Raw genomic sequence first — 25,708 nt, forward strand, 5'->3', positions numbered from 1 at the left:
CGATGTGCATAACTACCCTGCTTATCCACATGCTTTTCTTAAGTTATCCACAACAAAAGAATGCTTGCAAGGCGTGGAAAATAGCAGTTACGAGCAGTTATCCACAGTATCCACAGCCCTTATTATTACTACTATCTATATCTTTATACTTAATCGTCATAATAATCTACAGCAGAAAAAATCAAGCTCTCTTCGTCGCAAAAAAATCTGTACAATAGGATTTTAGATTTTTAGTGTAGGAGACATTATGAAAATTGAAGTTGATTCTGCAGCTTTTGCTGATGCTGTTGCTTGGGCTACACGCATACTTCCTGCTCGTCCTGCAGTGCCTATTTTATCGGGTATTAAGCTTGATGCGCATGACGGAGAACTCTCTTTCTCCACTTTTGACTATGAAAAGTCTGCACGCGATCATGTAGAGGCTTCTGTGGACGAAGATGGAACTGTTGTTGTGCTAGGTAAGCTGTTAGCAGATATTGCTAAGGCTTTGCCTCAAGGCACTATTTCCTTGGGGACTACAAACTCTCGTTTGTCTATTTCTGGTGGAAAATCTAAGTTCTCTTTGCAGTTAATGCCATATGAAGACTACCCTGCTTTGCCAGAAGTTCCTCAAGATTTAGGTCAGGTGGATGCAGATACTTTCTCTCATGCAGTTGCAAAAACAGCAGTTGCTGTTGCTCACGAGGAAAATCGTGTGGTTCTTAAGGGCATTCGCATGACTATTGATGGCGAAAAAGTTGTGCTCACCTCTACCGATCGTTTCCGTTTGGCTCGTGCAAGCTTCAACTGGACCCCATCAAACCCTGATTTTGAGGGCACTATTTTGATTGATGGCGCGGTTATCAAAGATATTTCGCGTAGCATTGATACTTCCAGCAATGTGGTTATGGGTTACGATTCAGAGAAATCAACATTATTGAGCTTCTCTAATGCAGGACGCCAGTCCACTGCTCAGCTTATTGATGGTGAGTTCCCTGCTGTTGATGGTCTGTTTGTGGATGAATATCCTATTCATGCCGTTATTAATCGCAGCGAGTTAATTAGTGCAATTACTCGTGTTGCTTTAGTAGCAGAAAAGAATGCTCCAATTCGCATGGTATTTAGCAATAATGAAGTGCAACTTTCTGCAGGTTCTGCAGATGAATCCCAGGCTCACGAAGTTATTGATGCTCAACTCGATGGCGAAGAAATCACAGTTGCTTTTAATCCTGCCTATTTGAAAGAAGGATTAAACGCTATTGATGAACCGTATGTGCGCATGAAAATGGTCAATGCTGCTCGTGCAGTAGAATTCAATGGACAACAAGATATTGATGGCGATGAATCTTTAGATTATCGTTATTTGCTCGTTCCAATGCGCTTTATTGATTAGTTCTTGATTAATGTATATTTCTAAACTTGCTTTAGATCATTATCGTTCCTGGGAGCACTGCATTATTGACTGTGCTCCTGGGATTACGATTTTTTATGGCAATAATGGCGTAGGCAAAACGAATATTGTGGAGGCAGTGGAATTTCTCTCCACTGGTATGAGTCATCGCACACATACAGCAAAACCACTGATTCAAGCTGGACAAGTCTCTGCTCATATCCGTGCGAATGTTCTTTTTTCTAAAAATAGCGAAGAATCAACACAATATGCTCTTACTTTATCTTCTCGAGGAGGGCACAGAGCGCGTATTAATGGCGGAAAATCCCAGTATTTACGCGATATTGTGGGAGATATACCGAGCGTTACCTTTGCTCCAGAAGATCAAAAACTTATTTCTGCAGAGCCAAGTATAAGACGTCATTTTCTCGATGCTGCAGCTGTTTTCCTTGTTTCTGGCTATTACGAGAAAGTTCAGCAATATAATCACATTGCTAAACAGCGTGCTGCTTTACTGAAAAATGTGGCTCAGCTGCGCGCCACCATGAACGCTGGTGGAGCTGGCGTAGATTTTACGAATATTTTTACGAGCTTAGAGATTTGGACAGATCAACTGGTTAATCTCGGTATAGATATTACCCAAGCTCGCCAGAAAACAGTAGATATATTATCTCCTGTTTTTACCAAGATTTATGCTCAGCTAGCGGGCAAACAGCATACAGCTCAGCTGCAGTATATTCCTTCGTATGATGAGCTGAACCAGTTTAGCGATAAAAAAGCTGCGTATGATGCAATAATTGCGCATTATCAGCGTTTATTTGAAGGTGAAGTGGCTCAAGCCCGTAATCTTATTGGACCCCACCGCGACGATATAGCTTTTATGCTCAACAGTATGGATGCCAAGGATTACGCGTCGAATGGTGAAATGTGGAGTTTGGCTTTAGCCCTCAAAATGGCTTTATGCGAGGTGCTTACTGAAAAAACAGCTAGCTCTCCCCTGCTTGTTTTGGATGATGTTTTTGCTCAGCTCGATAATGAACGGCGTGCGCATATTATGGCTTTTGCATCGCATCTTCCTCAGGTATTTATTACTGTAGCAGCAAAAAATGATGTTCCGGAAGAATTTTTTGAGAAATCATCTTTTGTTCATTTTATTGATGTTGAGAAGTTGCGTGCAAATAGTATGAGTATGAGCAATGTACCCTCTTTAGAGGATTTTATGAAGCAATCAGAAGGTGATCGTGCCCATGCGTAAACCTCTGAGCGAAGAATTTCGTATTTCTTCTCATAGTTTAGCTGCACATATTTTTGAACCTTATGCGTATCAATTTGTTCAAAGACGCAGTTTTGATGAATCAAATCAGTTGGCAGCACAAAGTTTCGGACAAAAAGGACGCGACTGGGTTAATTTTGGAACAGTATTAGCAGCCATAACGAGTAATCCGCAGTGGAAAAATCATATGGCTGTGGCTCATCTGTATGACGATTGGGCGCAAATTGTGGGCGAAGCCATAGCTCAAAATTCGCGTGTGGGGCGTTTGCACGGTTCCGAACTGACGGTTTTTGTGAATTCACCAGCATGGGCTACTCAACTTGGCTTTATGAAAGAACAGATGATTACGAAAATCAATGAGCAGATTGAAGGTCTAGAAATCAGCGACATTCGTTTTATCGGTCCTCAGCCAGAGCCATATAAATGCAAACGATATCCGCGCTATTAGCAGTCAAAAATCTATAAAACCGTTAAAGCGCCTTACAAACGAAGTGTCGCTATGTTTTGGTACCCTATTCATAATAAGTAAAAACACGTAGAAGAGCCTTTTTTGTGGTTTTTAACGTGGGTAGGAGCAAAAAGAACCTCGCACATCAATAAAAAGTACGGGGTTATTTTTTTATGAATTGGGAAGGAACGTCAGTGGCGGACGATACAGAAAATTCCGTTCAACTTGATGACACAATGTCCCCTGAACATTATGATGCAAGCGATTTGCGTGTTCTGGAAGGCTTGGAAGCAGTGCGTGTGCGTCCAGGTATGTACATTGGTTCCACTGGCCCTCGCGGTCTGCATCATCTTGTGTATGAGATTGTCGATAACTCGGTAGACGAAGCATTAGCAGGTTTTGCTTCTCATATTGAAGTAACCATTTTGCCAGATAACGGTATTCGCGTTGTCGATAATGGTCGTGGTATTCCAGTCGAAGAAGTGCCTGGCGAAGGCAAGTCCGGTGTGGAAGTTGTGCTTACCAAGCTTCATGCGGGTGGTAAGTTCGGTGGCGGCGGCTACGCGGTCTCCGGTGGCCTGCACGGCGTAGGTATTTCTGTGGTTAATGCACTGTCTACGCGTATCGATGTAGAAGTGCGCCGTCAGGGGTACTACTGGACGCAAAATTTCGAAAATCAGCATTCCGTCACCCCACTTATTCAGGGGCGCGCTCTCAACGAGGACGAAGAAACAGGTACTTCTGTTACTTTCTGGGCAGATCCAGCTATTTTTGAAGTTACTGAATATGATTTTGAAATCTTACGTGCGCGTTTCCAGCAGATGGCATTCCTGAATAAGGGTTTGCAGATTTCCTTAACAGATGAACGTTCTGTAGACGAGGCAGGCGACGAAATTGTCGATAATAATGCTGACGATAAGCCACAGCATCGCAGCGTAACATACAAGTATCCAAACGGTATTAAAGACTATGTGGAATACTTGGTGAAGGCAAAGAAAACTGCTCCTGTTGAAGACGAAGTAATCGATTTCGAAGCAGAAGATCTGCAGATGGGTATTTCTGCAGAACTGGCTTTGCAGTGGACGCGCGCTTACTCGGAATCCATTCATTCCTTCGCAAATACGATTACCACAACCGAAGGTGGTACGCACGAGGAGGGCTTCCGCGCGGCTCTTACCGGTTTAATCAACCGTTATGCGCGCGAAAAGGGCTTCCTGAAGGACAAGGACGAGAACTTAACCGGCGACGACGTGCGTGAAGGTTTAACAGCGGTTATTTCTGTGAAGCTGACTGTTCCGCAGTTCGAGGGTCAGACCAAGACCAAGCTCGGTAATTCGGAAGCGAAGACCTTCGTTCAGCGCGTGGTTACCGAAAAGCTTGGTGATTGGTTGGGAGAGCATCCGAACGAGTCTAAGCGCATCGTACAGAAAGCTCAGGAAGCGGCTCGCGCTCGTTTCGCGGCGAAGAAGGCTCGCGAGAATACCCGTCGTAAGTCAATTTTTGAGTCGGCAGGTATGCCAGATAAGCTCAAGGACTGCCAGTCGAATAATCCTGCTGAGTGCGAACTGTTTATTGTAGAGGGTGATTCTGCAGGTGGTTCCGCAATTCAGGGTCGTAACCCGATTACGCAGGCTATTTTGCCTTTGCGTGGTAAGATTTTGAACACTGAGCGCGCTAGCTTGGACCGTATGATGAAGTCCGACACTATCGAATCGCTCATTACCGCTATTGGTGGCGGCTACGGCGAAGAATTCGATATCGATAAGGTGCGTTACCACAAGATTATTATTATGGCCGATGCGGATGTGGACGGTGCGCATATTGCAACCCTCAACCTTACGTTGATGTTCCGCTATATGCGTCCGCTGATTAACGCCGGCTATGTGTATGTGGCTATGCCTCCTCTGTACCGTTTGAAGTGGACCAAGGGTAATCATGACTTCGTGTACACCGACGAAGAGCGTGACCGTGCTTTGGCTGAAGGTAAGGCTGCGGGACGTCAGCTTCCTAAGGGCGAAGGTATTCAGCGTTACAAGGGTCTGGGTGAGATGTCATACCAGGAGTTGTGGGAAACAACTATGGATCCGCATCATCGTATTCTTAAGCAGATTCATATTGAAGATGCGGCTCAGGCTGACGAAACCTTCTCCATGCTTATGGGTGACGATGTAGAACCACGTCGACTCTTTATTCAGCGCAATGCTCGCGACGCTCGTTTTATTGATGCGTAACTTTTGTGTAGAGCGGTTAGACAGAAAGACTTACAAGGGTAAAAAATGGCAGACGAATTAACGCCAGATAATACTTCTGAGAACGCAGAGAATGCAGACAATGGCGAAGATTTTGGCTTAATGGCAGGTCATCGTGTGCAGCGTATGGATCTGCAAAAGGAAATGCGTGAATCCTACTTGGCATACGCATTGTCCGTTATTGTAGAGCGCGCTCTTCCAGACGTGCGCGATGGTATGAAGCCGGTTCACCGCCGCGTAGTGTACGCGATGTACGATGGCGGCTACCGTCCAGACCGCGGCTACAACAAGTGCTCGCGTGTAGTTGGCGATGTTATGGGTAAGTACCATCCTCACGGCGATTCCGCTATTTACGATACTTTGGTGCGTATGGCGCAAAGCTGGTCGATGCGCTACCTGCTCGTCGATGGTCAGGGTAACTTCGGTTCTCCGGGCGACGATCCTGCAGCAGCAATGCGTTATACCGAGTGTCGTATGGCTCCTTTGGCGATGGAACTCGTGCGCGATATCGATAAGAAAACTGTTGATTTTATTCCAAACTACGATGGTAAGACTCAGGAACCAACAGTTCTTCCAAGCCGCTTCCCTAACCTGTTGGTCAACGGTTCTTCCGGTATTGCTGTGGGTATGGCAACCAATATTCCACCACACAATATGCGCGAAGTAGCTCAGGGTGTGCACTGGGCTTTGGATCATCCAGATGCATCCAAGGAAGAGCTGCTCAACAATCTTATTGCCATTATTAAGGGACCAGACTTCCCTACTGGCGCAACGATTTTGGGTCATAACGGCATTGAGCAGGCCTACCGAACCGGCCGCGGCCTTATTACCATGCGCGCTGTGGTAAACACCGAAGAAATTAAGGGTCGTTTGTGCTTGGTTGTTACCGAGCTGCCATACCAGGTGAACCCAGATCGTTTGGCATCGTCTATTCGTGAGGGTGTGCGCGACGGCAAGATTCAAGGCATTGCCGATATGCGCGATGAGACCTCGGGTCGCACCGGTCAGCGTTTGGTTCTTGTTCTTAAGCGCGACGCTGTGCCAAAGGTTGTGCTCAACAACCTGTACAAACACACGCAGTTGCAGCAAACTTTCGGCGCGAACATGCTTGCTCTGGTCGATGGCGTGCCACGTACTTTGAGCCTCGACGCGTTTATTCGCCACTGGATTAACCATCAGCTCGACGTTATCTACCGTCGTACAGAGTATTTAAAGTGCGAAGCAGAAGACCGCGATCACATCCTGCAGGGCTATTTGAAGGCTCTGGATATGATCGAGGAAGTTATTGCTCTTATCCGCCGCTCCCCTGATGTTGATCAGGCTCGTACCGGCTTGATGGATCTGTTAGACGTAGACCAGGTTCAGGCAGATGCTATTTTGGCTATGCAGTTGCGCCGCTTGGCAGCTCTGGAACGTCAGAAGATTTTGGATGAGCACGAAGAGCTGATGCGTCGCATCGCTGATTACAACGATATTCTTTCCAGTCCAGAACGTCGCCGCAAGATTGTGGGCGAAGAAATGGACGAGATTATCGATAAGTACGGCGATGATCGTCGCACTAAGATTCTTCCGTTCTCCGGCGAAATGAATGTAGAAGATTTGATTGCTGAAGAGAACGTGGTTGTTACCGTTACCCATTCGGGCTATATTAAGCGCACGAAGGCAGACGAGTATCGTTCTCAGCATCGCGGCGGCAAGGGCATTAAGGGTGCTAAGTTGCGCGAGGATGATGTGGTCGATCACTTCTTCTCCACTTCCACGCACAACTGGCTGCTCTTCTTTACTAACGAAGGCCGCGTATATCGCTTAAAGGGTTACGAGCTTCCGGAAGGTTCGCGCGACTCGAAGGGACAGCACGTCGCTAACCTGCTTCAGCTCGGACCGCAAGAAAAGATTCAGCAGATTTTGTCGATTAAAGATTATGAAGCTGCTGATTATCTTGTGCTTGCTACGAAGAGCGGAAAAATTAAGAAGACCAAGCTGCCGGAGTATGATTCGACGCGTCAGGGCGGTTTGATTGCTGTGCGTTTGATGGAGATGGACGGCGCAGAAGAGCCAGGAGCAGATGAGCTGATTGGTGCAGCACTGTGCAACAGCGACGATGACATTATTGTTGTCTCCCACGCGGGCATGTCCGTAAAGTTCGCAGCAGATGACGACACATTGCGTCCAATGGGCCGCCAGACTGCTGGTGTTCAGGCTATGAAGTTTAAGGGCGATGACTTCTTGCTGAGCATGGCTGTTGTTCCAGCTCAAAGCGATTCCGACCTGCTCGTGGTTACCAGCGAAGGCTTCGCCAAGCGTACAGCTTTGTCGGAATATCGTCTCCAAGGCCGTAACGGTTATGGTGTAAAGGCTATTAACCTGGTTGAAGGCCGTGGTCTGCTTGTTGGTGCTGTTGTTGTGGAGGAAGATGACCAGATTATGGCCATTATGAAGTCCGGTAAGGTTATTCGTTCCGATGTGAGCGAGATTAAGCGCACCGGTCGAACCACGCAAGGTGTCACCTTGGCAAAGCCAGATAAGAACGACGAAATCGTATCTATTGCACGCAATGCCGAGAAAGAAACTGAGGACGACGAGCAAACTCGTGAAGAGGCAGTAACAGAAACCGCACAAACTGTGCAATAGACAGTGCTTTTGTTAAGCTAAACTCAGTTATACATGCTGATGAAGGAAGAAAAGGGGAATCACATGAGTGATGAAACCGAAGCAGTAGAAACACCTGTTGAAGAAGCTACAACTGAAGCTCGTGTGGCCACCAGCGCACCTACTACCCACGAAGCTTCTCATGCGCAGAAGAAGAACGCTGTTCCTCGTGCTCGTCGCATGAAGTTGAGTCTGACCCAAATCGATCCATGGTCGGTTACCAAGGTATCGTTTATGTTGCTTATTGCTGCAGCATTAATCCAGATGATTGCTGTGGTCTTCTTGTACTACGTACTGCAGGCTGTAGGTCTTTTCGACTCGGTTACTTCAATTGTGTCGAGCGCAGGCTTAAACTCGAAGGGTTTCGATATTGCATCCTTTATTAGCTTGAGTCGTGTACTGTCTATCTTTACCATTGTGAGCGTTTTCGAAATTGTGATAGGAACGGTTTTGGCTGCAATCAGCGCCTTCCTCTACAACATCGTCAGCTCCTTGGTGGGTGGTATTCACGTAACTTTGGGCGACGACTAAAGTTTCGACTTTTTTGAGCGGGGCAGAGAATCTAAATTCTCTGCCCCGCTTTGCTAAACTGGTGAACCATGAATGAAACAGCACAGTCGCGTCTTTATCTTCTTACAGCTTTAGCCTGCACAGCATGGCTGATTCAAAGCATTTACAGCTATATTCACGATGGCACTATTACCAACTGGGCAAGCTGGGTGTTTATTGCCTGCCTTCTCGTTGTTATCGGCTATACGAGCTATCAGGGCTGGACCTTGTATAAAAAAACTCGCCCTGCCGATGACGATGATGACGACGAGGACGAGTAAAGCTTACTTCTTGCGCTTCTTCTTTGGCCTAAAAATCTTAAAGCGGCCAACGAACCAGGCGTGGACTGGTGGGATCTTAGCAACAGCAAAACCAATAATCACTGCTGCAATAAAGATCCAAGACGCTAGATTTTGATTCAAGAAAATCAAAATCAAAACAATGCCCAAGCATACGACACCTAAAGCGAAACCATAACTTTCTTGCTTACGGGTCATCTCAGTGGTGCGCAAGGGAAAAGCGCCAAACAGCAGGCCTAAAATAAGGCCGAGCACAGCGCTTCCAATCATCAAAGCTAAATCCATCTTTATCCTTTAGTTGTAGCGGTCAATCAGTTTATGCGGTTCGGATGTATTTTCTGTATTAATAAACTCCTCGTTAACGGTGCGTGCGCCCGCAATCTCAGCAATAATCTGCTCGTACGAGGTGTGCGCCGTACGATGCACAGTCACTAAACGGCCGTGACGCATAACGGCAATGCGGTCGGCCACAGCAAAAACATCCGGAAGATTATGGCAGACGAGCAAAATCGCCTTACCGCGTGCCCGCAGTTCCTTAATATACGAAAGCACCTGTGCGGTCTGGATAACCGACAGTGAAGCGGTCGGCTCATCCATGAGCACAATATCGGGGTCGTGCAGCATAGCACGAGCAATCGCAACGGTTTGCTTCTCACCCGTGGATAAGCCCTCCAAAGAGCGGAAGGCGCTCAGCGGTGAGGAGAGCTGCGAGAGGATCTCGCGCGCCTGAATATGCATATTCTCGTCGTCACGGTTGCCGAGCTGATTAGCAATCTCTTGGCCTAAGAAAATATTGGCCGCCACGTCGAGATTCATACACATATTCACGTCTTGGAAAATCGAGGCAATACCCAGGTCGTTGGCAGCGCGCACGCTCGACAGCGTCACTTTTTCGCCTCGCACGCGCAAAAAACCGGTATCTGGGCTAAACAGGCCGGCAAAAGTTTTTAACAGCGTTGATTTTCCGGCACCATTATCTCCTACCAGAGCCACAACTTCGTGGGCGGCGAGGCTTAAACTAACATCGGTGAGCGCCTCAATATAGTTGAAGCTAAGAGAAAGATGACTAGCCTCAAGCAATGGTGTTTGTTCAATTGCAGTCATGTGTGAAGTCACCTGTGTCCTCAACGTTTTTCTCAATACCAACCAAGTATATCAGCTCCCCGTTTTCGCTTTATATAGAAACGGACGGGGCAAGTTCAATACTGGCCAAAGCGGCGCCCAATGCCACATTATTTTCCGGGTTGTCCGACGAAATAATACGAATAGGAGCAACAGCGTCCGGGAAGAGCAGGCGCTGAACAGACTGTTGGAGTGGTTCGAGGAAAATATCGCGCGCTTTTGTGAGCGTTCCGCCCACCACAATAGACTGTGGATCCATAGAAATACAGGTTTGCGCCACAACCGTACCGATACGCACAGCCGCGTCCGAGATAACGCGACGGCAACCCGCGTCGCTGTTGAGAGCGCCTTGAATTAAATCATCTAAGGTAATAGAGCCGTGCGTAAAGCTGAGCACTTGGGTTAGGCGCTGCTCGCTGACTACCGTATCGAGGCAGCCGCGGTTACCGCACACGCAGATATCGCCAAACGGATCGACCTGAACATGACCGATTTCGCCGGCCAAACCCATAGATCCGCGATAAATATCGTTATTAATAAACATGGCAGAACCGACGCCATCGCCAGCATGAACATAAAGGAAGTTCGATAGATTTGCGGCTACGCCCTGTTTATGCTCAGCTATAGCCGCGGCGTTCGCATCGTTATCGATAAAAATAGCGCAATGGAAGGAATTCTTAAAGTGTGCCACAACATCGATATCGTCCCAATCTGGAAGAATTCTGCGCACACCAATTTGCTGATGCTTCCAATCCACAGGAGCTGCAATAGCCACCATAATAGAGGCAATCTCGTCTATCTGAGCGCCAATAGAATCGATGGTTTCGTGGATAAGGCGCGCTGCTTGAATAAGTGTCGAGTCGGGTTTATGTCCAAAAGCCAAAGGCATGGAATGCTCGGCCAGCACAGTAAGCGAAAAATCAGTGACGCAAATAGACAGACTATGGCGTTCGATAGCTACACCGACTCCAATACCCATTTTGCGGGCAATAGAAACAAGGGTGGCGCGTCGGCCACTGCGCACAGTATCGGTGGTGGTAAAAAGACCATCGTCGACGAGCTGACGCACTAAAATAGATACGGTTGCTGTGGACAGGCCTGTGTTTTCTGCAAGTTCAACCTGCGTCATAGCACCATATTTAGTAATAGCATCGCTTAAGAGTGCCTTATTTGCCTCTCGAAGCGATGATTGAGATCCAGAAATATGCGGTGCCATGTCTTTAAGAGTAATACACAAAACGGTGGGGTTTCAACTTTTCACCGGTGTTTTGAGCCGCGAAATGTGTGGTTATTGTGTTCTTGAATTTAATAAAAAAACTCAATTTATAAAAAACGTGCGTGTTGAATTGATTTCTTAAACCTAATAAATTACACTCGAATGTGCAGATAGATATCAATAGTGAAATCTATTTCATACGATATCTTTCATTCCTACGAAGGAGAAGGAAATGAAGTCAGGTAAAAAACTCGTAGCTCTCTTTGCTGCAGCAGCAATGATGGTTGGCCTGGGCGCATGCTCCAGCAGCCGTGGGGGTTCCGATGGTGCATCCACCAAGGTAGAAAAGGGTGCAACAATTGGTATTTCTATGCCAACAAAGTCCGAAGAGCGTTGGAACAAGGATGGTAATAACCTGAAGGCAAAGCTCGAAAAGGCAGGCTATAAGGTTATTCTTTCGTTCGCAGACGATAAGCCAGCTCAGCAGAATGCTGATATTGAAAACATGGTGAACAACGATGCAAAGATCGTAGTAGTAGCATCTAAGGATGGTACAGCAGTAGGTCCTGCAGTGGAAAAGGCTCACGAAGCAGGCGCTAAGGTTATTGCATACGATCGTTTGATTATGAACACCGAAGCAGTAGACTATTACGCAACCTTCCAGCTCGAGCAGGTTGGTGTACTGGAAGCTCAGTACATTATTAAACAGCTCAAGCTCGAAGAAGGAGCAACCGGCCCATTCAATATTGAACTCTTTACCGGTTCTCCAGACGATAACAATGCAAAGTACTTCTTTAAGGGTGCTTGGGATCTTCTCCAGCCATACTTCGAAAAGGGTGTACTCGTATCTCCTTCCAACCACGGTGGTGGCGTGAACGCACAGAGCACTGTGGATAACACATGGCAGAAGATTTCTGTACAGTCTTGGAAGACAGCTCAGGCTCAGACAGATATGGAATCTATTCTCGATTCCACCTACGCACACGGCGAGAAGCTCAATGCAGTTCTTTCCCCATACGATGGTATTACCCAGGGTATTATTAACGCTATTCAGACCAAGCGTCCAGACATGCAGCCAGGCGCCGATTCGTGGCCTGTGATGACTGGTCAGGATGCAATGGAAATTGCAGTAGCAAATATTGCTAAGGGTCTCCAGGGCGAAACCGTATTCAAGGACGTAAACAAGCTCGCAGATGCTGTATACGACATGGTTGTAGAAATTGCAGAAGGCAAGGATGTATCTGGCCTCAACGGTTCTTTCAACAACGGTGTTATCGATGTTAAGTCTAAGCTGCTCGACCCAGTGTCTATTACTAAGGACAACCTGGATGTGCTGGTGAAGGACGGCTACATTACGCAGGAGCGCTTCGACAAGCTGACGAAGTAGGTTTTCTACAGATAGTCGGCACCTGAGCTCATAGATGAGTCTCATAGATGAGCGAAGAAAAAATTATCGGGCTGTGCGCTACGGATAGTGGTTTACACAGTGGTACACAGCCCATTTGTTAAAGGAGTGATTATGGCTGAAGCAGAGGTAATTCTGCGAATGCGCGATATCACCAAGACCTTCGGACCAGTGAAGGCTCTCACCAATGTGAATTTGAGCGTAGATCGCGGCGAAATTCACGCAATCTGTGGTGAGAATGGTGCAGGTAAGTCCACGCTGATGAACGTTTTGTCGGGCGTGTACCCATACGGCACCTATAGCGGTGATATTGAGTTTGGAGGCAAGGTTTGCAAGTACAAGAATATTAAGGATTCCGAATCCGACGGTATCGTAATTATTCACCAGGAACTTGCATTAATTCCATTCTTATCTATTGCTGAAAATATTTTTATGGGCAACGAAGCTCAAAGCCACGGTGTTGTGGATTGGGAAAAGACTCGCGCAAAGGCACAGGAGCTTTTGAACCGAGTTGGTCTTCCAGAAGATCCAGACACCAAGATTATGGATATTGGTGTGGGTAAGCAGCAGTTGGTAGAAATTGCTAAGGCCCTAACCAAGGACGTAAAGCTTCTTATTCTCGATGAGCCTACTGCAGCTTTGAACGACGAAGATTCCGCTCACCTGCTTGGCCTCATCCGCGACCTGCGCGACAACCATGGCGTAACCAGTATTATTATTTCGCACAAGCTCAACGAAATTGCTGATATTGCAGATAATATTACGATTATTCGAGATGGTTCCACCGTAGGTACCATGTTTATCGACGAAGAACAGCCACTTGATCAGGACGAACTGATTCGCAAGATGGTAGGTCGCCCGTTAACAAATCTTTATCCTGTACACGAGTCCAAGCTCGGCGACGAGATTATGCGCGTAGAAAACTGGACCGTACACTCTCCGCTCGATCCGACGCGTGTGATCGTAGATAACGCTAACTTCCATGTTCGCGCTGGCGAAATCGTTGGCTTCGCAGGCCTGATGGGTGCAGGCCGTACCGAGATGGCGATGAGCTTGTTCGGTCGCTCGTACGGAGCAAATATTTCTGGTGACTTGTACATTCACGGCAAGAATCAGCATATTAAGAACGTGCAGCAAGCAATCAACGCTGGAATGGCATACGCTACAGAAGATCGAAAGTCTTACGGTCTTAACCTGCTGCAGAACATTCGCGAGAACGCGGCTCTCGCTTCGCTTACTAAGATGAGCAAGAGCGGCGTTATGAACGATAGCGAGGAGCGCAAGGCTGTAGAAGAGTACCGTAAAGGCTTCAATATTAAGTGCCACAATATTGATGTGAACGTGGGAACTCTTTCTGGTGGTAATCAGCAGAAAGTAGTGCTTGCTAAGTGGGTTATTTCTGATCCGGACATCCTTATCCTTGACGAACCAACGCGAGGTATCGATGTTGGTGCTAAATACGAGATCTACGAAATTATTGATCGTATGGCAGATGCAGGAAAGGCTGTGGTTGTTATTTCCTCCGAACTTCCAGAGCTTATCGGTATTTGCGATCGTATTTACACAGTCAACCAGGGTGTTATTACCGCTGATGTATCCAAAGAAGGATTTACTCAGGAATATCTCATGCGTTGCATGACAAAGGAAAAGGAAGAGATTTAATATGGCAACTTCGAGTGCAACTGTCGCAAAGACAGAAAAGAAGGCAAGCGATAATACGCTTTTGTCGACGATTATGGGCAACCTGCGTCAGTACGGTATTGTTGGCGCTTTGATTGTTATTGTTGTAGCATTCCAGATTCTTACAGGCGGTGTTTTGCTTAAGCCTAACAGTTTCGTCTCCCTGCTGCAGCAGAACGCATACGTAATTATTTTGGCAATCGGTATGGTGATGGTTATTATTGCTACCCACATCGATCTGTCGGTTGGTTCCTTAGTAGCATTTATTGGTGGTGTGTGTGCACTGCTGATGGAACACTACGGTGTGAATTGGCTTCTTGCAATTCTGATTAGCATTATCCTTGGCTTGGTTATTGGTATATGGAATGGTTTCTGGGTAGCATATGTGCGTATTCCAGGCTTCATTACCACACTGGCAGGTATGCTTATCTTCCGCGGTTTGGCAACAGTTATCGTAGGTGAATCTGTTCCTATTACTTCTCGTGACTTCCGCGGCATTGCAAGCAACTATGTTCCAAACTTCCTCGGCTTTATTGGTAACATGTCTACTTTGACTTTGGTTGTGGGTGCTGCTGTTTTCGCTCTGTTCGTTGTTCTGCAGTTCCGTAGCCGCACAAAGATTGCAAAGTCTGGTCTCGAGCCAGAGCCAATGAGCTTAACCTGGATTAAGATTGTTGTTGCAGCTCTCGTTATTGGTTTCGTAACCTACTTGCTCTCCCTCTCTGGTAGCGGTGAGAACGGTGGTATTCCGTACATGCTCATTATTGTGGGCGTGCTCGTTGTGGTCTACAACTTCATCTTGACCCGTACAGTATTTGGTCGTCACGTTTATGCAGTTGGTGGTAACCGTAAGGCTGCTCGCCTCTCCGGTATCGATGATCGTAAGGTTGATTTCTTCCTCTACATCCACATGGGATTCTTGTCTGCTGTGGCTGCAGTGTGCATGCTCTCCCGTTTGGCATCTGCAACCGCTCAGGCAGGTATGGAATTCGAAATGGATGCTATTGCAGCCTGCTTCATCGGTGGTACTGCTGTAACCGGTGGTATTGGTACCATTCCAGGTGCTGTGGTTGGTGCATTCGTTATGGGTGTTATTAATCAGGGTCTGTCCATTATGGGTGTGGATACCGCAATCGTAAAGACCATTAAGGGTCTCGTGCTCTTGGGCGCTGTGGCAGTAGATTTGATGTCTAAGCGTAAGAAGGGCTAAATAACAACTTCTCCTATATCTCTCCATTAACAAAAGCAAGCTCCGGCAATCTTTATAGGTTGTTGGAGCTTGTGCATTGAGAGGGGAGTGTGAGTGTGAAACGTGGAGTGTTAGAGCCTTGCTCTCACGTATTCTCCTTAACCGATTAATACACCTCTTATGCCAGTTTTGATGCGCAAAAATGGCTTCAAAACTGGCATATCGGTTGCGCGTATCGACTTCACTCATGAATACAAAACAAAATGCACCAAACCATATCTGCCCATTCACACGCTGCGGCGTGTCGTGAAACGAAGCGAACCACTTGTGCAATATCGTTCTTCTGGCTGAGACTTCATAAAAATCTTGCCATATAATCGGAATTAAATTCTGTTATAAAGAACAAAAGTGTTCTTTATTAATAGATGTGCCTACATCAATGGAGTGCGGGACGAGAAAAAGAATAGGAAAGGGGCAGAGATGCTTGGCATAAATATAGATGACGTTATTGCGTTACTCAAGTCATTAGAGTCGCAGTTAATCATCATTGGTGTTGCTTTGGTCGCTGCAATTGTATTAACAATTGCTGTTAATAAGTTGTGGCTCAAATCTCATAGCTGGCGAAAGCTGATTCACTCGTGGAGCTGGATTGCAGCTGTTGTGGCCATTATGGTTGCAGTATCTATGATGCTGTTTGGATCACTGAATACTACTTTGAACCTGATGTCTGGTTCTGGTACTTTGAGCGAAGCAAGCAAGGCTAAGGCCGAAAAGCTCGCTACAGAAATTCAGAACGAAGGTGTTACTCTTCTTGAAAACAAGGATTCCAGCTTGCCTTTTAAAGCAAATTCTGCTGTGAACGTGTTTGGTTGGGCATCGTCTAATCCAATTTATGGTGGAACTGGTTCTGGTTCCATGAACGACAAGTACCCAACAACTTCCCTTATTCAGGGTATGCAGGAAGCTGGCTTTAAGACTAACGAACAGCTCACTAAGAAGTACATTGACTATCGTGCAGATCGCCCAATCGTGGGTATGGTAAGCCAGGATTGGACTCTTCCTGAGCCAACTGCTGCTTCTTACACAGAAGCAGAAATCTCTCAGGCTAAGCAGTTCTCCAATAAGGCTGTTCTGGTTATTGGTCGTTCCGGTGGTGAAGGTGCTGATTTGCCATCCGATATGACTACTTTGAGTGTTCACGAGTCAGGATACAAGTCCAAGGTTCAGGCTTTCGGTGGCGAAGAAGCACACGACTATGTGAATAATGGTGATTACCAAGATTTCGAAAAGGGTCAAGGATATCTTTCTCTTTCTAAGACCGAGCAGGACTTGGTAAAGCTCATTACTGATAACTTCGACGATGTAACTGTCGTTTACAACGGTGCTAATGCTATGAACTTGAGCTGGGTAGATAATTATTCTCAGATTAAGTCCGTTCTGTGGTGCCCACCAGCAGGTCAGACTGGTTTTGCTTCCCTCGGTTCTATTCTCTCCGGTAAGGTGAACCCATCAGGTAAGACCTCTGATACTTTCTTGCGTGACTTCTCTAAGGCTCCTTGGCATAACAATATTGGTCACTGGGACTACACCAATATGAAGGAATACTCTACCGATGCAGGTTTCTTCGGTAAGTTCACTCCTGCATTCGTGAACTATGTAGAAGGCATTTATGTGGGCTACAAGTTCTTCGAAACTGCAGATGCTGAAGGTGCTATTAATTACGATGAAGCAGTACAGTATCCATTCGGTTATGGCTTGTCGTACACCACTTTTGAACAGAAGATGGGTGAAGTTACCTATGCAAATGGCAAGGTAAGCTTCGATGTAACCGTAACTAACACGGGTAAGGTTGCAGGTAAGACTGCGGTAGAAGTCTTCTACAATCCTCCATACACTGAAGGTGGCATTGAAAAGTCCACTGCTAACCTTGTTCAGTTCGCTAAGACCAAGATTATTGAGCCTGGTCAGTCTGAAACTGTAAACGTGAGCTTCAACGACTCCGATATGGCTTCTTATGACATGTCTGGTGATGGCGCATACGTGCTCGAAGCTGGTGACTATGAGATTTCTGTGAACGCTGATTCTCACACTAAGCTCGACACTAAGACTGTTAATGTTGCTTCCACTATTAAGTATGATGGTTCCACCACTCATAATGGAGATAAGACTGTTGCTAAGAACCAGTTTGCTGATGCAGACGGCAATGGTTCTGTAACCTACTTGTCTCGTGCAGGTAAGTTCGCTAACCTCGCTGAAGCAACTGCTGCTCCAGCTAACCTTGAGCTTGCAGCTCAGTACAAGGACACCTTCGTAAACTCCTCGAATGTTAAGGAATGGCTCGAGAAGGTGAAGAAGGAAGAGGGCAACGTAAAGATGCCAACAACCGGCGCTAAGAACGGTGTTCAGCTTTACCAGCTCTATGGCAAGGATTATGACGATCCAATGTGGGATAAGCTCCTTGACGAGCTGACCTACGATGAAATGGCACAGTTAATTGCTTTTGCAGGCTACAACAATGGTGCTATTCCATCTATCAGTAAGGTTCGCCAGTCCGATGTGGATGGTCCTGCAGCTTTGAACAACAACTTCACCAAGCAGGGTTCCATCGGCTTGCCATCGTCTACTACTGTGGCTTCCACATGGAACAAAGAATTAGCAACCGAATTCGGTAAGGCTATTGCTCAGATGGGTAAGGACTTGAAGGTTACCGGTTGGTATGCACCAGCTATGAACATTCACCGCAGCCCATATGCAGGTCGTAACTTCGAATACTTCTCCGAAGATCCGGTACTCTCGGGCTACATGGCTTCCTTGGAAACCAAGTCCATTCAAGAAGCTGGCTTGTATGTATTCATGAAGCACTTCGCAATGAATGATCAGGAAGATCACCGTCTGTCTATGTTGCACACATGGAGCACTGAGCAGGCTATTCGCGAAATCTACCTGAAACCATTCGAAATGACTGTGAAGGATGGTAAGGCAACTGCTGTAATGTCCGCATTCAATTACATTGGTAATGAGTGGGCTGGTGCAAACGACTCTTTGCTCAACAAGGTTCTGCGCGATGAGTGGGGCTTCCGTGGCTTCGTTCTGACCGATTACTTCGGTGGCTATGGCTACATGGAAGGCACACTATCCATCTATAACGGTGGTAATGCAATGCTTGCTACTGTTCCAACCACCAACGAAATTACCGATAAGTCAGCTAATACTGTTGCTCATATGCGTGAAGCTACACACGGTATTCTCTACACCGCTGTGAACACCTACGTATACGAGAATGGCGCTCCAAAGACTGAAATCGCTCTGTGGCAGTGGATCTACTACGCAGTAGTAGCAGTTCTGGCTCTCCTGCTCCTGTGGGCAGCATGGGTATCCATCCGCCGCTTTACCAAGCGACTGAAGGCAGAAAAGGCCGAGAAGGCTGCAGCTCTGGATGCATCTAGTTCTGAGGAAGCAGAAGTAGTGGCAGAGTAATCAGTAAAGATTACGCAAGAGCTAGATAATAAGGCTCGTCATCTCAGAACGGACGCTAGTCCACTCGAGATGGCGAGCCTTGCCTTTTGCATAGAGCACCAGAACACAACACAACACTCCGAATTACAATTCACGCTCTCAAACCTACCTTTCGTGCCAAGAAAGACAACGAAAAGAGCACGAACCAATAAAATAAAAGCTGTTAAAGCAGTCAGAGAGATGTATGCAAGGAAGCTTGCATCGCGAAGGAATTAACAATGGTGAAAGCAGAAGATTTAACGCTTATAGAAAAAGCGTCCCTACTGTCTGGTCAATCTGAATGGGAGAGCCGCGAACTTAAGCGCCGCAATATTCCCGCATTCGTTATGAGTGATGGTCCTAATGGTGTGCGCCGCCAGACCGGTTCGGGCGATCACTTGGGTTTGGGCGAGTCCAAGCCTGCCACATGCTTCCCAACAGCTGGCACAGTTGCGAACTCGTGGGACCCTGAAGAAGCTCGTCTTATGGGTGAAACTTTGGGCGCTGAAGCCCGCGATTTGGGCGTGCAAGTGCTGCTCGGCCCGGGCATTAACATGAAGCGTAACCCATTGTGTGGTCGCAACTTCGAATACTATTCGGAAGATCCTGTTCTGGCAGGTCGTTTGGCTGCCGGCTTTATTGAAGGCATTCAGTCTCATGGGGTAGGAGCTTGCCCAAAGCATTACGCGGTTAATTCCCAGGAGCTGCGCCGTCAGGCGTCTAACTCGATTGTGGACGAGCGCACGCTGCGCGAATACTATCTCACCGCGTTCGAGATTGCCGTGAAGGAAGCTAAGCCATGGACGATTATGTCGTCCTACAACATGGTTAATGGTGTGTACGCACACGAGAGCGATCATTTGATTACTGAGATTCTTAAAGGCGAGTGGGGTTTCGATGGCCTGGTTATTTCTGACTGGGGCGGCTCCAACGATGTCGTCGAATCCGCTCGTGTGGGCGCTGGCTTAGAGATGCCGGCTGCCGGTTTGGCGTCCGCGCGTCAGGTAGTGCAGGGCGTTCGTGACGGTCGCGTAACCGAAGCAGAGCTGAACGCATCAGCTCAAGGTGTGCTCAACACAGTCGAGCGCACACGCAATACGAAGCCATCAGGAGACGGTTTCCTAAATGAAGAGGATAAAAAGCGCAATCATGAGATTGCTCGCCGTATCGCGCGCAAAACCGCGGTTCTCCTGCGCAACGAAAAGAACGCGCTGCCTCTTAAGCAGAACGCGAAACTGGTGGTTGTGGGCGATATGGCACAGACCGCGAGGTATCAGGGGTCCGGTTCGTCCAAGGTAAACGCGTACCGCGTCGATAATCTGCTCGACAGTTTGAAGGTGCGCGAGGACCTGCAGGTTCTCAGCTTCGAGCAGGGCTATGACCGTCAGGGTGCGGTTCGCGAGGATCTGATCGCGCAGGCTGTGAACACCGTGAACACAACGAACCCAGATGTTGTGATTGCGTGCATCGGTTTGGACGAGCGCTCGGAATCTGAGGGTCTTGACCGTTCTCACCTGCATATTCCGCAGGTTCAGCTCGATATGCTTTCGCAGCTGGTCGATACGGGTAAGCAGATCGTGGTCGTTCTGGTTGCAGGTTCGGCTGTAGAAGTTGATTTTGCAGACGAGGTGGACGCGATTTTGTATGTGGGTCTGGCTGGTCAGGCGGGGGCTTTGGCAACCGTGGATGTGCTGACTGGCGATGTGAATCCGTCTGGTCATTTGGCCGAATCGTGGCCTGTGCGTTACGAGGATGTGCCAAGCGCGGGTAACTTCCCGGTCGAGGAGCGCGACTCCGTGTACCGCGAGGGTCCATTTGTGGGCTACCGTTACTACAGCACGCGCAATATTGCTGTGCGCTATCCGTTCGGTTACGGTTTAAGCTATTCGAGCTTCGAATACTCGGCGCTGAGCGTGGACGATAAGGGCGTTACTTTTACCGTTACGAATACGTCGGATGTTGCTGGCGCAGATGTGGCGCAGCTGTACGTACATGCGGCTCATTCGGGCGTGCTGCGTCCTGCCCGCGAGCTTAAAGGGTTTGCACGCGTAGAAATAGATGCGCATGAATCCAAGCAGGTGCGTATTGATTTCGATGAGTATACTTTCCGTCATTTCGATGTGGCATCGAACTCGTGGCAGGTAGAGGCCGGCGCATGGGAGCTGTTCGTGGGCAATAACGTGGAGAACACGCCACTTTCGGCAACGCATGTTATCGAAGGCACGATGGAGCCTCAGCCTCGCAACGAGGCGCTTGGTCACTACTGGGATGGCGATGTAAAGAACGTAACCGACGCAGAGTTCGAAGCTCTTTACGGCGGTAAGCCAGATTTGTACGACCCTCAGGGTGTGTTTTGTGCTAACGATGCTATTTCCTCGTGGAGTGCATCGCGTTCGGTTGTAGCCCGTTTTGTGGTCAACTACTTAACTAAGCAAAGCAATAAAGCTATGGAACACACAGGTTCGCCAGACCTTAACTCCCTGTTCGTGCTGAATATGCCTCCTCGCGCGATGGCAAAGATGACTGCCGGTGCTGTATCTCCAGAAATGGTGGACGGCATTGTAGATATTGCTAATAAGCATTTCTGGCGAGGAACAAGCCATATTATTGCTGAGTATTTCCGTAATGCCAGCGCTAATAAGAAGACATTAAAGGAGATTTCTCATGAGTAACGTCGAGAAGACCGAAAAGACCGGTTTCGCCAAGTGGATCGAAGAGCACCCAGCTTTGTGGGAGTTCATCCTGTTTAACGTGCTGTCGAATATTTCTACGGTTAGCCGTTTCCTTATGCTGTGGTGCCTCACCCCACTGTTCGTTACGGCAATGAGCTTAACCGAACCGTTCCACTTCCTGTTCTATAACTACGATGCAAAAGCTGGCGGCTTGGGTATGTTCTTGGCCACGATTATTGCCGAAATTGTTGCGCAGACCGTGAACTTCTTCGTACAGATGAAGTGGGTCTTCAAGTCGGATTCCAACTTTAAGGATGCTGCCTGGAAGTATGTTATCTTGGCAATCATTATTATTATCGTCTCCGGCTTTGCGCCAAGCTACATTACCGCATGGAGCGAGAATATGAATATGGGCGGCTTGGCCAGCACCTTGTCTGCAGTATTTAACACGCTGCTGGCTGTGGTGGTCTCCTACCCACTGCTTAAGTTCTGGATTATGCCAAAGAGCAAGAAGTAGGCTTCTTTCGAAAAGCTAGGCTTTTAAGCCCTGTTTGGTAGACTAAAATCTGTCTGGCTTCGCGGCCAGACAGATTTTGTATGAGAGTAGAAAAAGTATATGGCTAACAAGACTATTTCTTTTGTAGTTCCGTCCTACAACGTAGAAGACTATTTAGCGCGTTGCGTAAATTCTCTTCTCGATACAGCAGACACCTTAGATGTGGAAATCATTATTGTAGACGACGGGTCTCGCGACGGTACCGCCATACTTGCAGATACTTTTGCTGAGCGCTATCCGAGCGTTGTGCGCGTTATTCATCAGGCCAATGCAGGCCATGGTGGAGCATGTAACGCGGGCATTGCGGCGGCAACCGGCCAGTACGTAAAGATTGTCGATGCTGACGATTGGATCGACCCAGTCGCATACGTTACGTATATTACTTTCTTGCGCTCGCAAGCTATGGCCACCGAGCCAGTCGATTTAGTGGTGAGCAACTACACGTATGAGAATATTGCGAAGCGTCACACCCGTACGATTCGCTATAAGAACATTTTTGAGGCCAACGAGCGACTTACTTGGGACGATATGAACCGCTGCCGTGTTCAGCAGTATCTGCTTATGCATACTCTCACGTATCGCACCGAGGTTGTGCGCGCCAGCGGTATGGTGTTGCCGCAACACACTTTCTATGTAGACTTTATTTACGCCTTCCAGCCACTGCCATGGGTGAAGACGCTCACCTATTTGAACATCGATTTGTATCGCTATTTTATTGGCCGTGAGGGCCAGAGCGTGCAGAAAGATATTATGATTGCGCGCGTCGATCAGCTTATAAAGGTGAACAAGCTGATGGTCGAAGCTATGCCATCGCGCGAGGACGTGTCGGATGGCTTGTACCACTACATGCTGCACTATTTGAGTTCGCAGTTTATGGTGACCAGCGTTTTCTTGACGTTGTCGAAGGATCCACACTGCTGGGAGCAGAAGGACGAGATGTGGGCTAACTTGCGCGAGCACAGCGAAGAGCTGTACAACGATATGCGCAAGCAGGAGATTATGGCTCGCATTATGACTATTCCAGGCAAGTTTGGTCGCAGCCTCGTACGCTGTGGCTACGCCGTAACGAATTTTGCGGTGGGCTTTAACAGTTAGTTTCTCTTTCTTTTGCGCCGCGCACACGGCACAATGGAAGTATGAGAAATGAGAAGACTTCGCCCTCTGAACGTTCCGAGCGTCCTGAGCGCCCGATGCGCTCGACCTCCGGTTTAGTTCCGCTGCCTAAAGCACGCTTGATTTTGCTCGTGTGTGTTGGTTTGGCTGTGATTATTGGCACGCTCGCGGCTTTGAACCGTTCGAATCTGCCCGCGGTTATTACGCGCGTACCTTTTGCTGATGCTCACGGTCCACTCATGATTTTCGGCTTCCTCTGCACGGCCATTAGTTTGGAGCGTGCTGTTGCCTTCCAAACGGGCGGCGAGACGAAGCCTCGATGGGGATTTGGTGCGCCTGTGCTGGGGGTCGTGGGAACTCTGAGTGTACTCGTGCTCGTCGCTGGTGGCGCGCGGCTACTGGAATCATTGTTATCGGCTAGTGGGTTATTCCGGGGCTATTGTGGACGGCGCAGATGGTCTGGTTGGCTGCGGTCTACGCTGCGATTTGGAAGCGTCAGCAGTCGATTTCGGTGCTTATTCAATTTTTTGGCTGCCGTGTGTGGTGCTGTGGGCGCGCTCGCCTGGGCGGGTGGCACCTCGGCTGCTTCGGCTACGCCGTGGTGGCTCATGTTTTTGGTGCTCTCCATTGTGGGGGGGGGGGAGCGCTTGGAACTGTCTCATGTTGCGTTTATCGCCGCGTGGGTTGAGCCGGCTCTGATTACTCTGAGCTGTCTGGTTCTGATCGCTCTGGCCGTGCTGCGCGTGCTGCCAGTTCTCGGCTATATTCTACTGGGCGCTGTTCTGTGCGCGCTGCTGGCTGTAGCAGTGTATAACGATACAGCCGTGCGCACCTTTAAGTTGCGCGGTTTTACCGGTTTGATGGGTCGCGCCATGTTATGCGCGTATGTATAGGATATGATTGCCGGCATTATTTGGATTTTTGCGCCGGTACATTCGGGAGATTTATGGGCAGATGTTGCCATTCATGTTCTAGCCATAGGTTTTGCGATGAGCATGGTGATTGCTCATGTGAGCATTATTGTGCCGTCTATTGTGCGTCGCGGATTACCGTATAGTCCGGTTCTGTATATTCCTCTCGTTCTACTCAATCTGGGTGTAGCTGTGCGCGCAGTAGGCGCAGTGCTCAACAGAACAGTTGTGTGGCAGGCCGGAGATGCTATTTCTATTGCTGCGATGGCAGCGCTTATGTTGTGCATTCTTACGCAGGCAGTACGCGGAGTAGTCAAACGACGCGGTCGCGCTCATACTGCGCACAGTAAGCCGATACGCAGTGTAGCGCATAACCGTATTGGTAGACGGCACGAGGCAACAGCCAGTTACGGTCATGCTTTCGCGAGCGTTATCGTGGTCACCGCCGTGGTCTCACTGTTTATGGTGGTCAGTATCGCGCGGCCGGATGTGTTCGAGCGCGCGCAGTCGGTGCAGTCAAGCGGACAGACAACAACGCATACCGTGGTAGCGCATCATATGGCTTTTAACATGTCCGAGCTCAAGGTGCCGGCGGGCAATAATCTCGTGGTGAAGTTTACGAATAACGACGATCAAAATCACGATCTGGTTTTCTCTAACGGAGTGAGCTCCGGGCGGGTGGCGCCAGGTAAAACAGTAAGCGTGCAGGTGGGCGCAGTGCGCGACAATATCGAAGGCTGGTGCTCTATAGCCGGACACAAAGCCATGGGCATGCAGCTCAAAAATGAGACGACAATGCAACACAATGTGGACTTCCATGCGGGGCTGGACGGCAATCCGAACGAACTGATGGGGCTGATTAACCCGTGTGAATCGCATTCCTATACTTTTACCGCACAACGTAGCGGCATCTGGCTGTACCATTGCTCGACCTCGCCGATGAGCTTGCACATGGCCAGCGGCATGATTGGCGCGGTTATTATCGAGCCGCGCGAAGGTTTGCCACATGTGGACCACGAATATGTGCTCGTGCAGTCAGAAATGTACTTGGGCAGCAACGGGGGAGCGGCCAATTCCGACAAGATTGCGGCTGTGCAGCCCGATATTGTGCAGTTTAACGGGCGTGTCTACCAGTACGATGCGCATCCTTTGCAGGTAAAAACGGGGCAGAGCGCTCGCTTCTGGCTGCTCAATGCCGGTCCAAACCTCGACCTAGACTTCCATATTGTGGGCGCACAATTTTCCACAGTATGGTCAGAGGGTCGCTACTTGGTGAACAATACCGAGGGAGTCGGCTCGCAAACCGTGGACGTGGCCACAGCGTCGGGCGCTTTCGTGGAAACAACCTTTACGTATCCGGGTACGTACATTTTCCTGAATCATAAAGCAAGTTATGCGGAAAAGGGAGCGATGGGAGCTATTGAGGTGAGCGAGTAGGAGTGTGCACAAAACGGCGTTTTACTCGTGATTTTTATGTATAGAGACGCCTGGCACGGCTGGAAAACTGTGTAAA

The 25,708-nt window shown here is 48.2% G+C and carries 19 protein-coding genes; 16 read left to right on the plus strand and 3 right to left on the minus strand.

The window, feature by feature from the left end; all coding sequences use genetic code 11:
* Window positions 1-247 precede the first annotated feature (247 nt).
* The 7 genes from dnaN to HMPREF2909_RS07125 all read left to right on the plus strand — a co-directional run bounded on the left by dnaN (window position 248) and on the right by HMPREF2909_RS07125 (window position 8,818).
* Complete coding sequence (gene dnaN, locus HMPREF2909_RS07095; protein WP_071415733.1) at window positions 248-1,372, plus strand: DNA polymerase III subunit beta; 1,125 nt, start codon at window positions 248-250, stop codon at window positions 1,370-1,372.
* A gap of 10 nt (window positions 1,373-1,382) precedes the next feature.
* Complete coding sequence (gene recF / locus HMPREF2909_RS07100) at window positions 1,383-2,624, plus strand: DNA replication/repair protein RecF (protein WP_071415734.1); 1,242 nt, start codon at window positions 1,383-1,385, stop codon at window positions 2,622-2,624.
* Window positions 2,617-3,090, plus strand: a complete 474-nt coding sequence (locus HMPREF2909_RS07105) for a DciA family protein (RefSeq protein ID WP_071415735.1) — start codon at window positions 2,617-2,619, stop codon at window positions 3,088-3,090. Before recF ends, HMPREF2909_RS07105 begins: the two co-directional genes overlap by 8 nt.
* A gap of 173 nt (window positions 3,091-3,263) precedes the next feature.
* Window positions 3,264-5,321 carry a DNA topoisomerase (ATP-hydrolyzing) subunit B gene (gene gyrB, locus HMPREF2909_RS07110; protein ID WP_071415736.1) on the plus strand — a complete coding sequence of 686 codons (2,058 nt, stop codon included), beginning with the start codon at window positions 3,264-3,266 and terminating at the stop codon, window positions 5,319-5,321.
* Window positions 5,322-5,366: 45 nt separating this feature from the next.
* A complete protein-coding gene (gyrA, locus tag HMPREF2909_RS07115) occupies window positions 5,367-7,970 on the plus strand; it encodes a DNA gyrase subunit A (protein ID WP_071415737.1) in 2,604 nt (867 codons plus the stop codon).
* Window positions 7,971-8,033: 63 nt separating this feature from the next.
* A complete protein-coding gene (locus HMPREF2909_RS07120) occupies window positions 8,034-8,519 on the plus strand; it encodes a DUF3566 domain-containing protein (RefSeq protein WP_246815531.1) in 486 nt (161 codons plus the stop codon).
* 68 nt (window positions 8,520-8,587) lie between these two features.
* A complete protein-coding gene (locus tag HMPREF2909_RS07125; protein WP_071415739.1) occupies window positions 8,588-8,818 on the plus strand; it encodes a hypothetical protein in 231 nt (76 codons plus the stop codon).
* A 3-nt stretch (window positions 8,819-8,821) separates the two neighbouring features.
* On the opposite strand, the gene HMPREF2909_RS07130 is transcribed toward HMPREF2909_RS07125, so the two are convergent.
* The 3 genes from HMPREF2909_RS07130 to HMPREF2909_RS07140 all read right to left on the minus strand — a co-directional run bounded on the left by HMPREF2909_RS07130 (window position 8,822) and on the right by HMPREF2909_RS07140 (window position 11,174).
* Entirely contained in the window at window positions 8,822-9,121 is a 300-nt protein-coding gene (locus HMPREF2909_RS07130; RefSeq protein WP_071415740.1) for a hypothetical protein, read from the minus strand.
* A gap of 9 nt (window positions 9,122-9,130) precedes the next feature.
* Complete coding sequence (locus tag HMPREF2909_RS07135) at window positions 9,131-9,940, minus strand: ATP-binding cassette domain-containing protein (RefSeq protein WP_071415741.1); 810 nt, start codon at window positions 9,938-9,940, stop codon at window positions 9,131-9,133.
* Between the two features lie 70 nt (window positions 9,941-10,010).
* Window positions 10,011-11,174: an ROK family transcriptional regulator gene (locus HMPREF2909_RS07140; RefSeq protein ID WP_071415742.1), complete on the minus strand. Its 1,164-nt coding sequence runs from the start codon at window positions 11,172-11,174 to the stop codon at window positions 10,011-10,013.
* A gap of 232 nt (window positions 11,175-11,406) precedes the next feature.
* Between HMPREF2909_RS07140 and HMPREF2909_RS07145 the strand changes: the two genes are divergently transcribed.
* From HMPREF2909_RS07145 to HMPREF2909_RS07185, 9 genes are all read left to right on the plus strand, one after another.
* Window positions 11,407-12,561 (plus strand): substrate-binding domain-containing protein, encoded by a 1,155-nt coding sequence (locus HMPREF2909_RS07145; RefSeq protein WP_071415743.1) that lies wholly within the window; start codon window positions 11,407-11,409, stop codon window positions 12,559-12,561.
* 132 nt (window positions 12,562-12,693) lie between these two features.
* Entirely contained in the window at window positions 12,694-14,241 is a 1,548-nt protein-coding gene (gene mmsA / locus HMPREF2909_RS07150; RefSeq protein ID WP_071415744.1) for a multiple monosaccharide ABC transporter ATP-binding protein, read from the plus strand.
* Between the two features lies 1 nt (window position 14,242).
* The gene (gene mmsB, locus HMPREF2909_RS07155) at window positions 14,243-15,469 is read left to right on the plus strand and encodes a multiple monosaccharide ABC transporter permease (RefSeq protein WP_071415745.1); all 1,227 of its coding nucleotides are present in this window, start codon (window positions 14,243-14,245) and stop codon (window positions 15,467-15,469) included.
* Window positions 15,470-15,928: 459 nt separating this feature from the next.
* Window positions 15,929-18,925, plus strand: a complete 2,997-nt coding sequence (locus HMPREF2909_RS07160) for a glycoside hydrolase family 3 N-terminal domain-containing protein (RefSeq protein WP_071415746.1) — start codon at window positions 15,929-15,931, stop codon at window positions 18,923-18,925.
* Window positions 18,926-19,182: 257 nt separating this feature from the next.
* Window positions 19,183-21,615, plus strand: coding sequence for a glycoside hydrolase family 3 C-terminal domain-containing protein (locus HMPREF2909_RS07165; RefSeq protein ID WP_084797308.1), 2,433 nt, complete (start codon window positions 19,183-19,185; stop codon window positions 21,613-21,615).
* Entirely contained in the window at window positions 21,608-22,132 is a 525-nt protein-coding gene (locus HMPREF2909_RS07170) for a GtrA family protein (RefSeq protein ID WP_071415747.1), read from the plus strand. The genes HMPREF2909_RS07165 and HMPREF2909_RS07170 overlap by 8 nt, the downstream gene beginning before the upstream one ends.
* A 99-nt stretch (window positions 22,133-22,231) precedes the next feature.
* Window positions 22,232-23,266: a glycosyltransferase family 2 protein gene (locus HMPREF2909_RS07175; protein ID WP_071415748.1), complete on the plus strand. Its 1,035-nt coding sequence runs from the start codon at window positions 22,232-22,234 to the stop codon at window positions 23,264-23,266.
* Window positions 23,267-23,307: 41 nt separating this feature from the next.
* On the plus strand, window positions 23,308-24,177 hold the full coding sequence (locus HMPREF2909_RS07180; protein WP_071415749.1) for a hypothetical protein: 870 nt from the start codon (window positions 23,308-23,310) through the stop codon (window positions 24,175-24,177).
* A 3-nt stretch (window positions 24,178-24,180) separates the two neighbouring features.
* On the plus strand, window positions 24,181-25,632 hold the full coding sequence (locus tag HMPREF2909_RS07185; protein WP_071415750.1) for a multicopper oxidase domain-containing protein: 1,452 nt from the start codon (window positions 24,181-24,183) through the stop codon (window positions 25,630-25,632).
* Window positions 25,633-25,708 lie beyond the last annotated feature (76 nt).

Source organism: Alloscardovia sp. HMSC034E08, assembly GCF_001813415.1.
GTDB classification, from domain to species: domain Bacteria; phylum Actinomycetota; class Actinomycetes; order Actinomycetales; family Bifidobacteriaceae; genus Alloscardovia; species Alloscardovia omnicolens.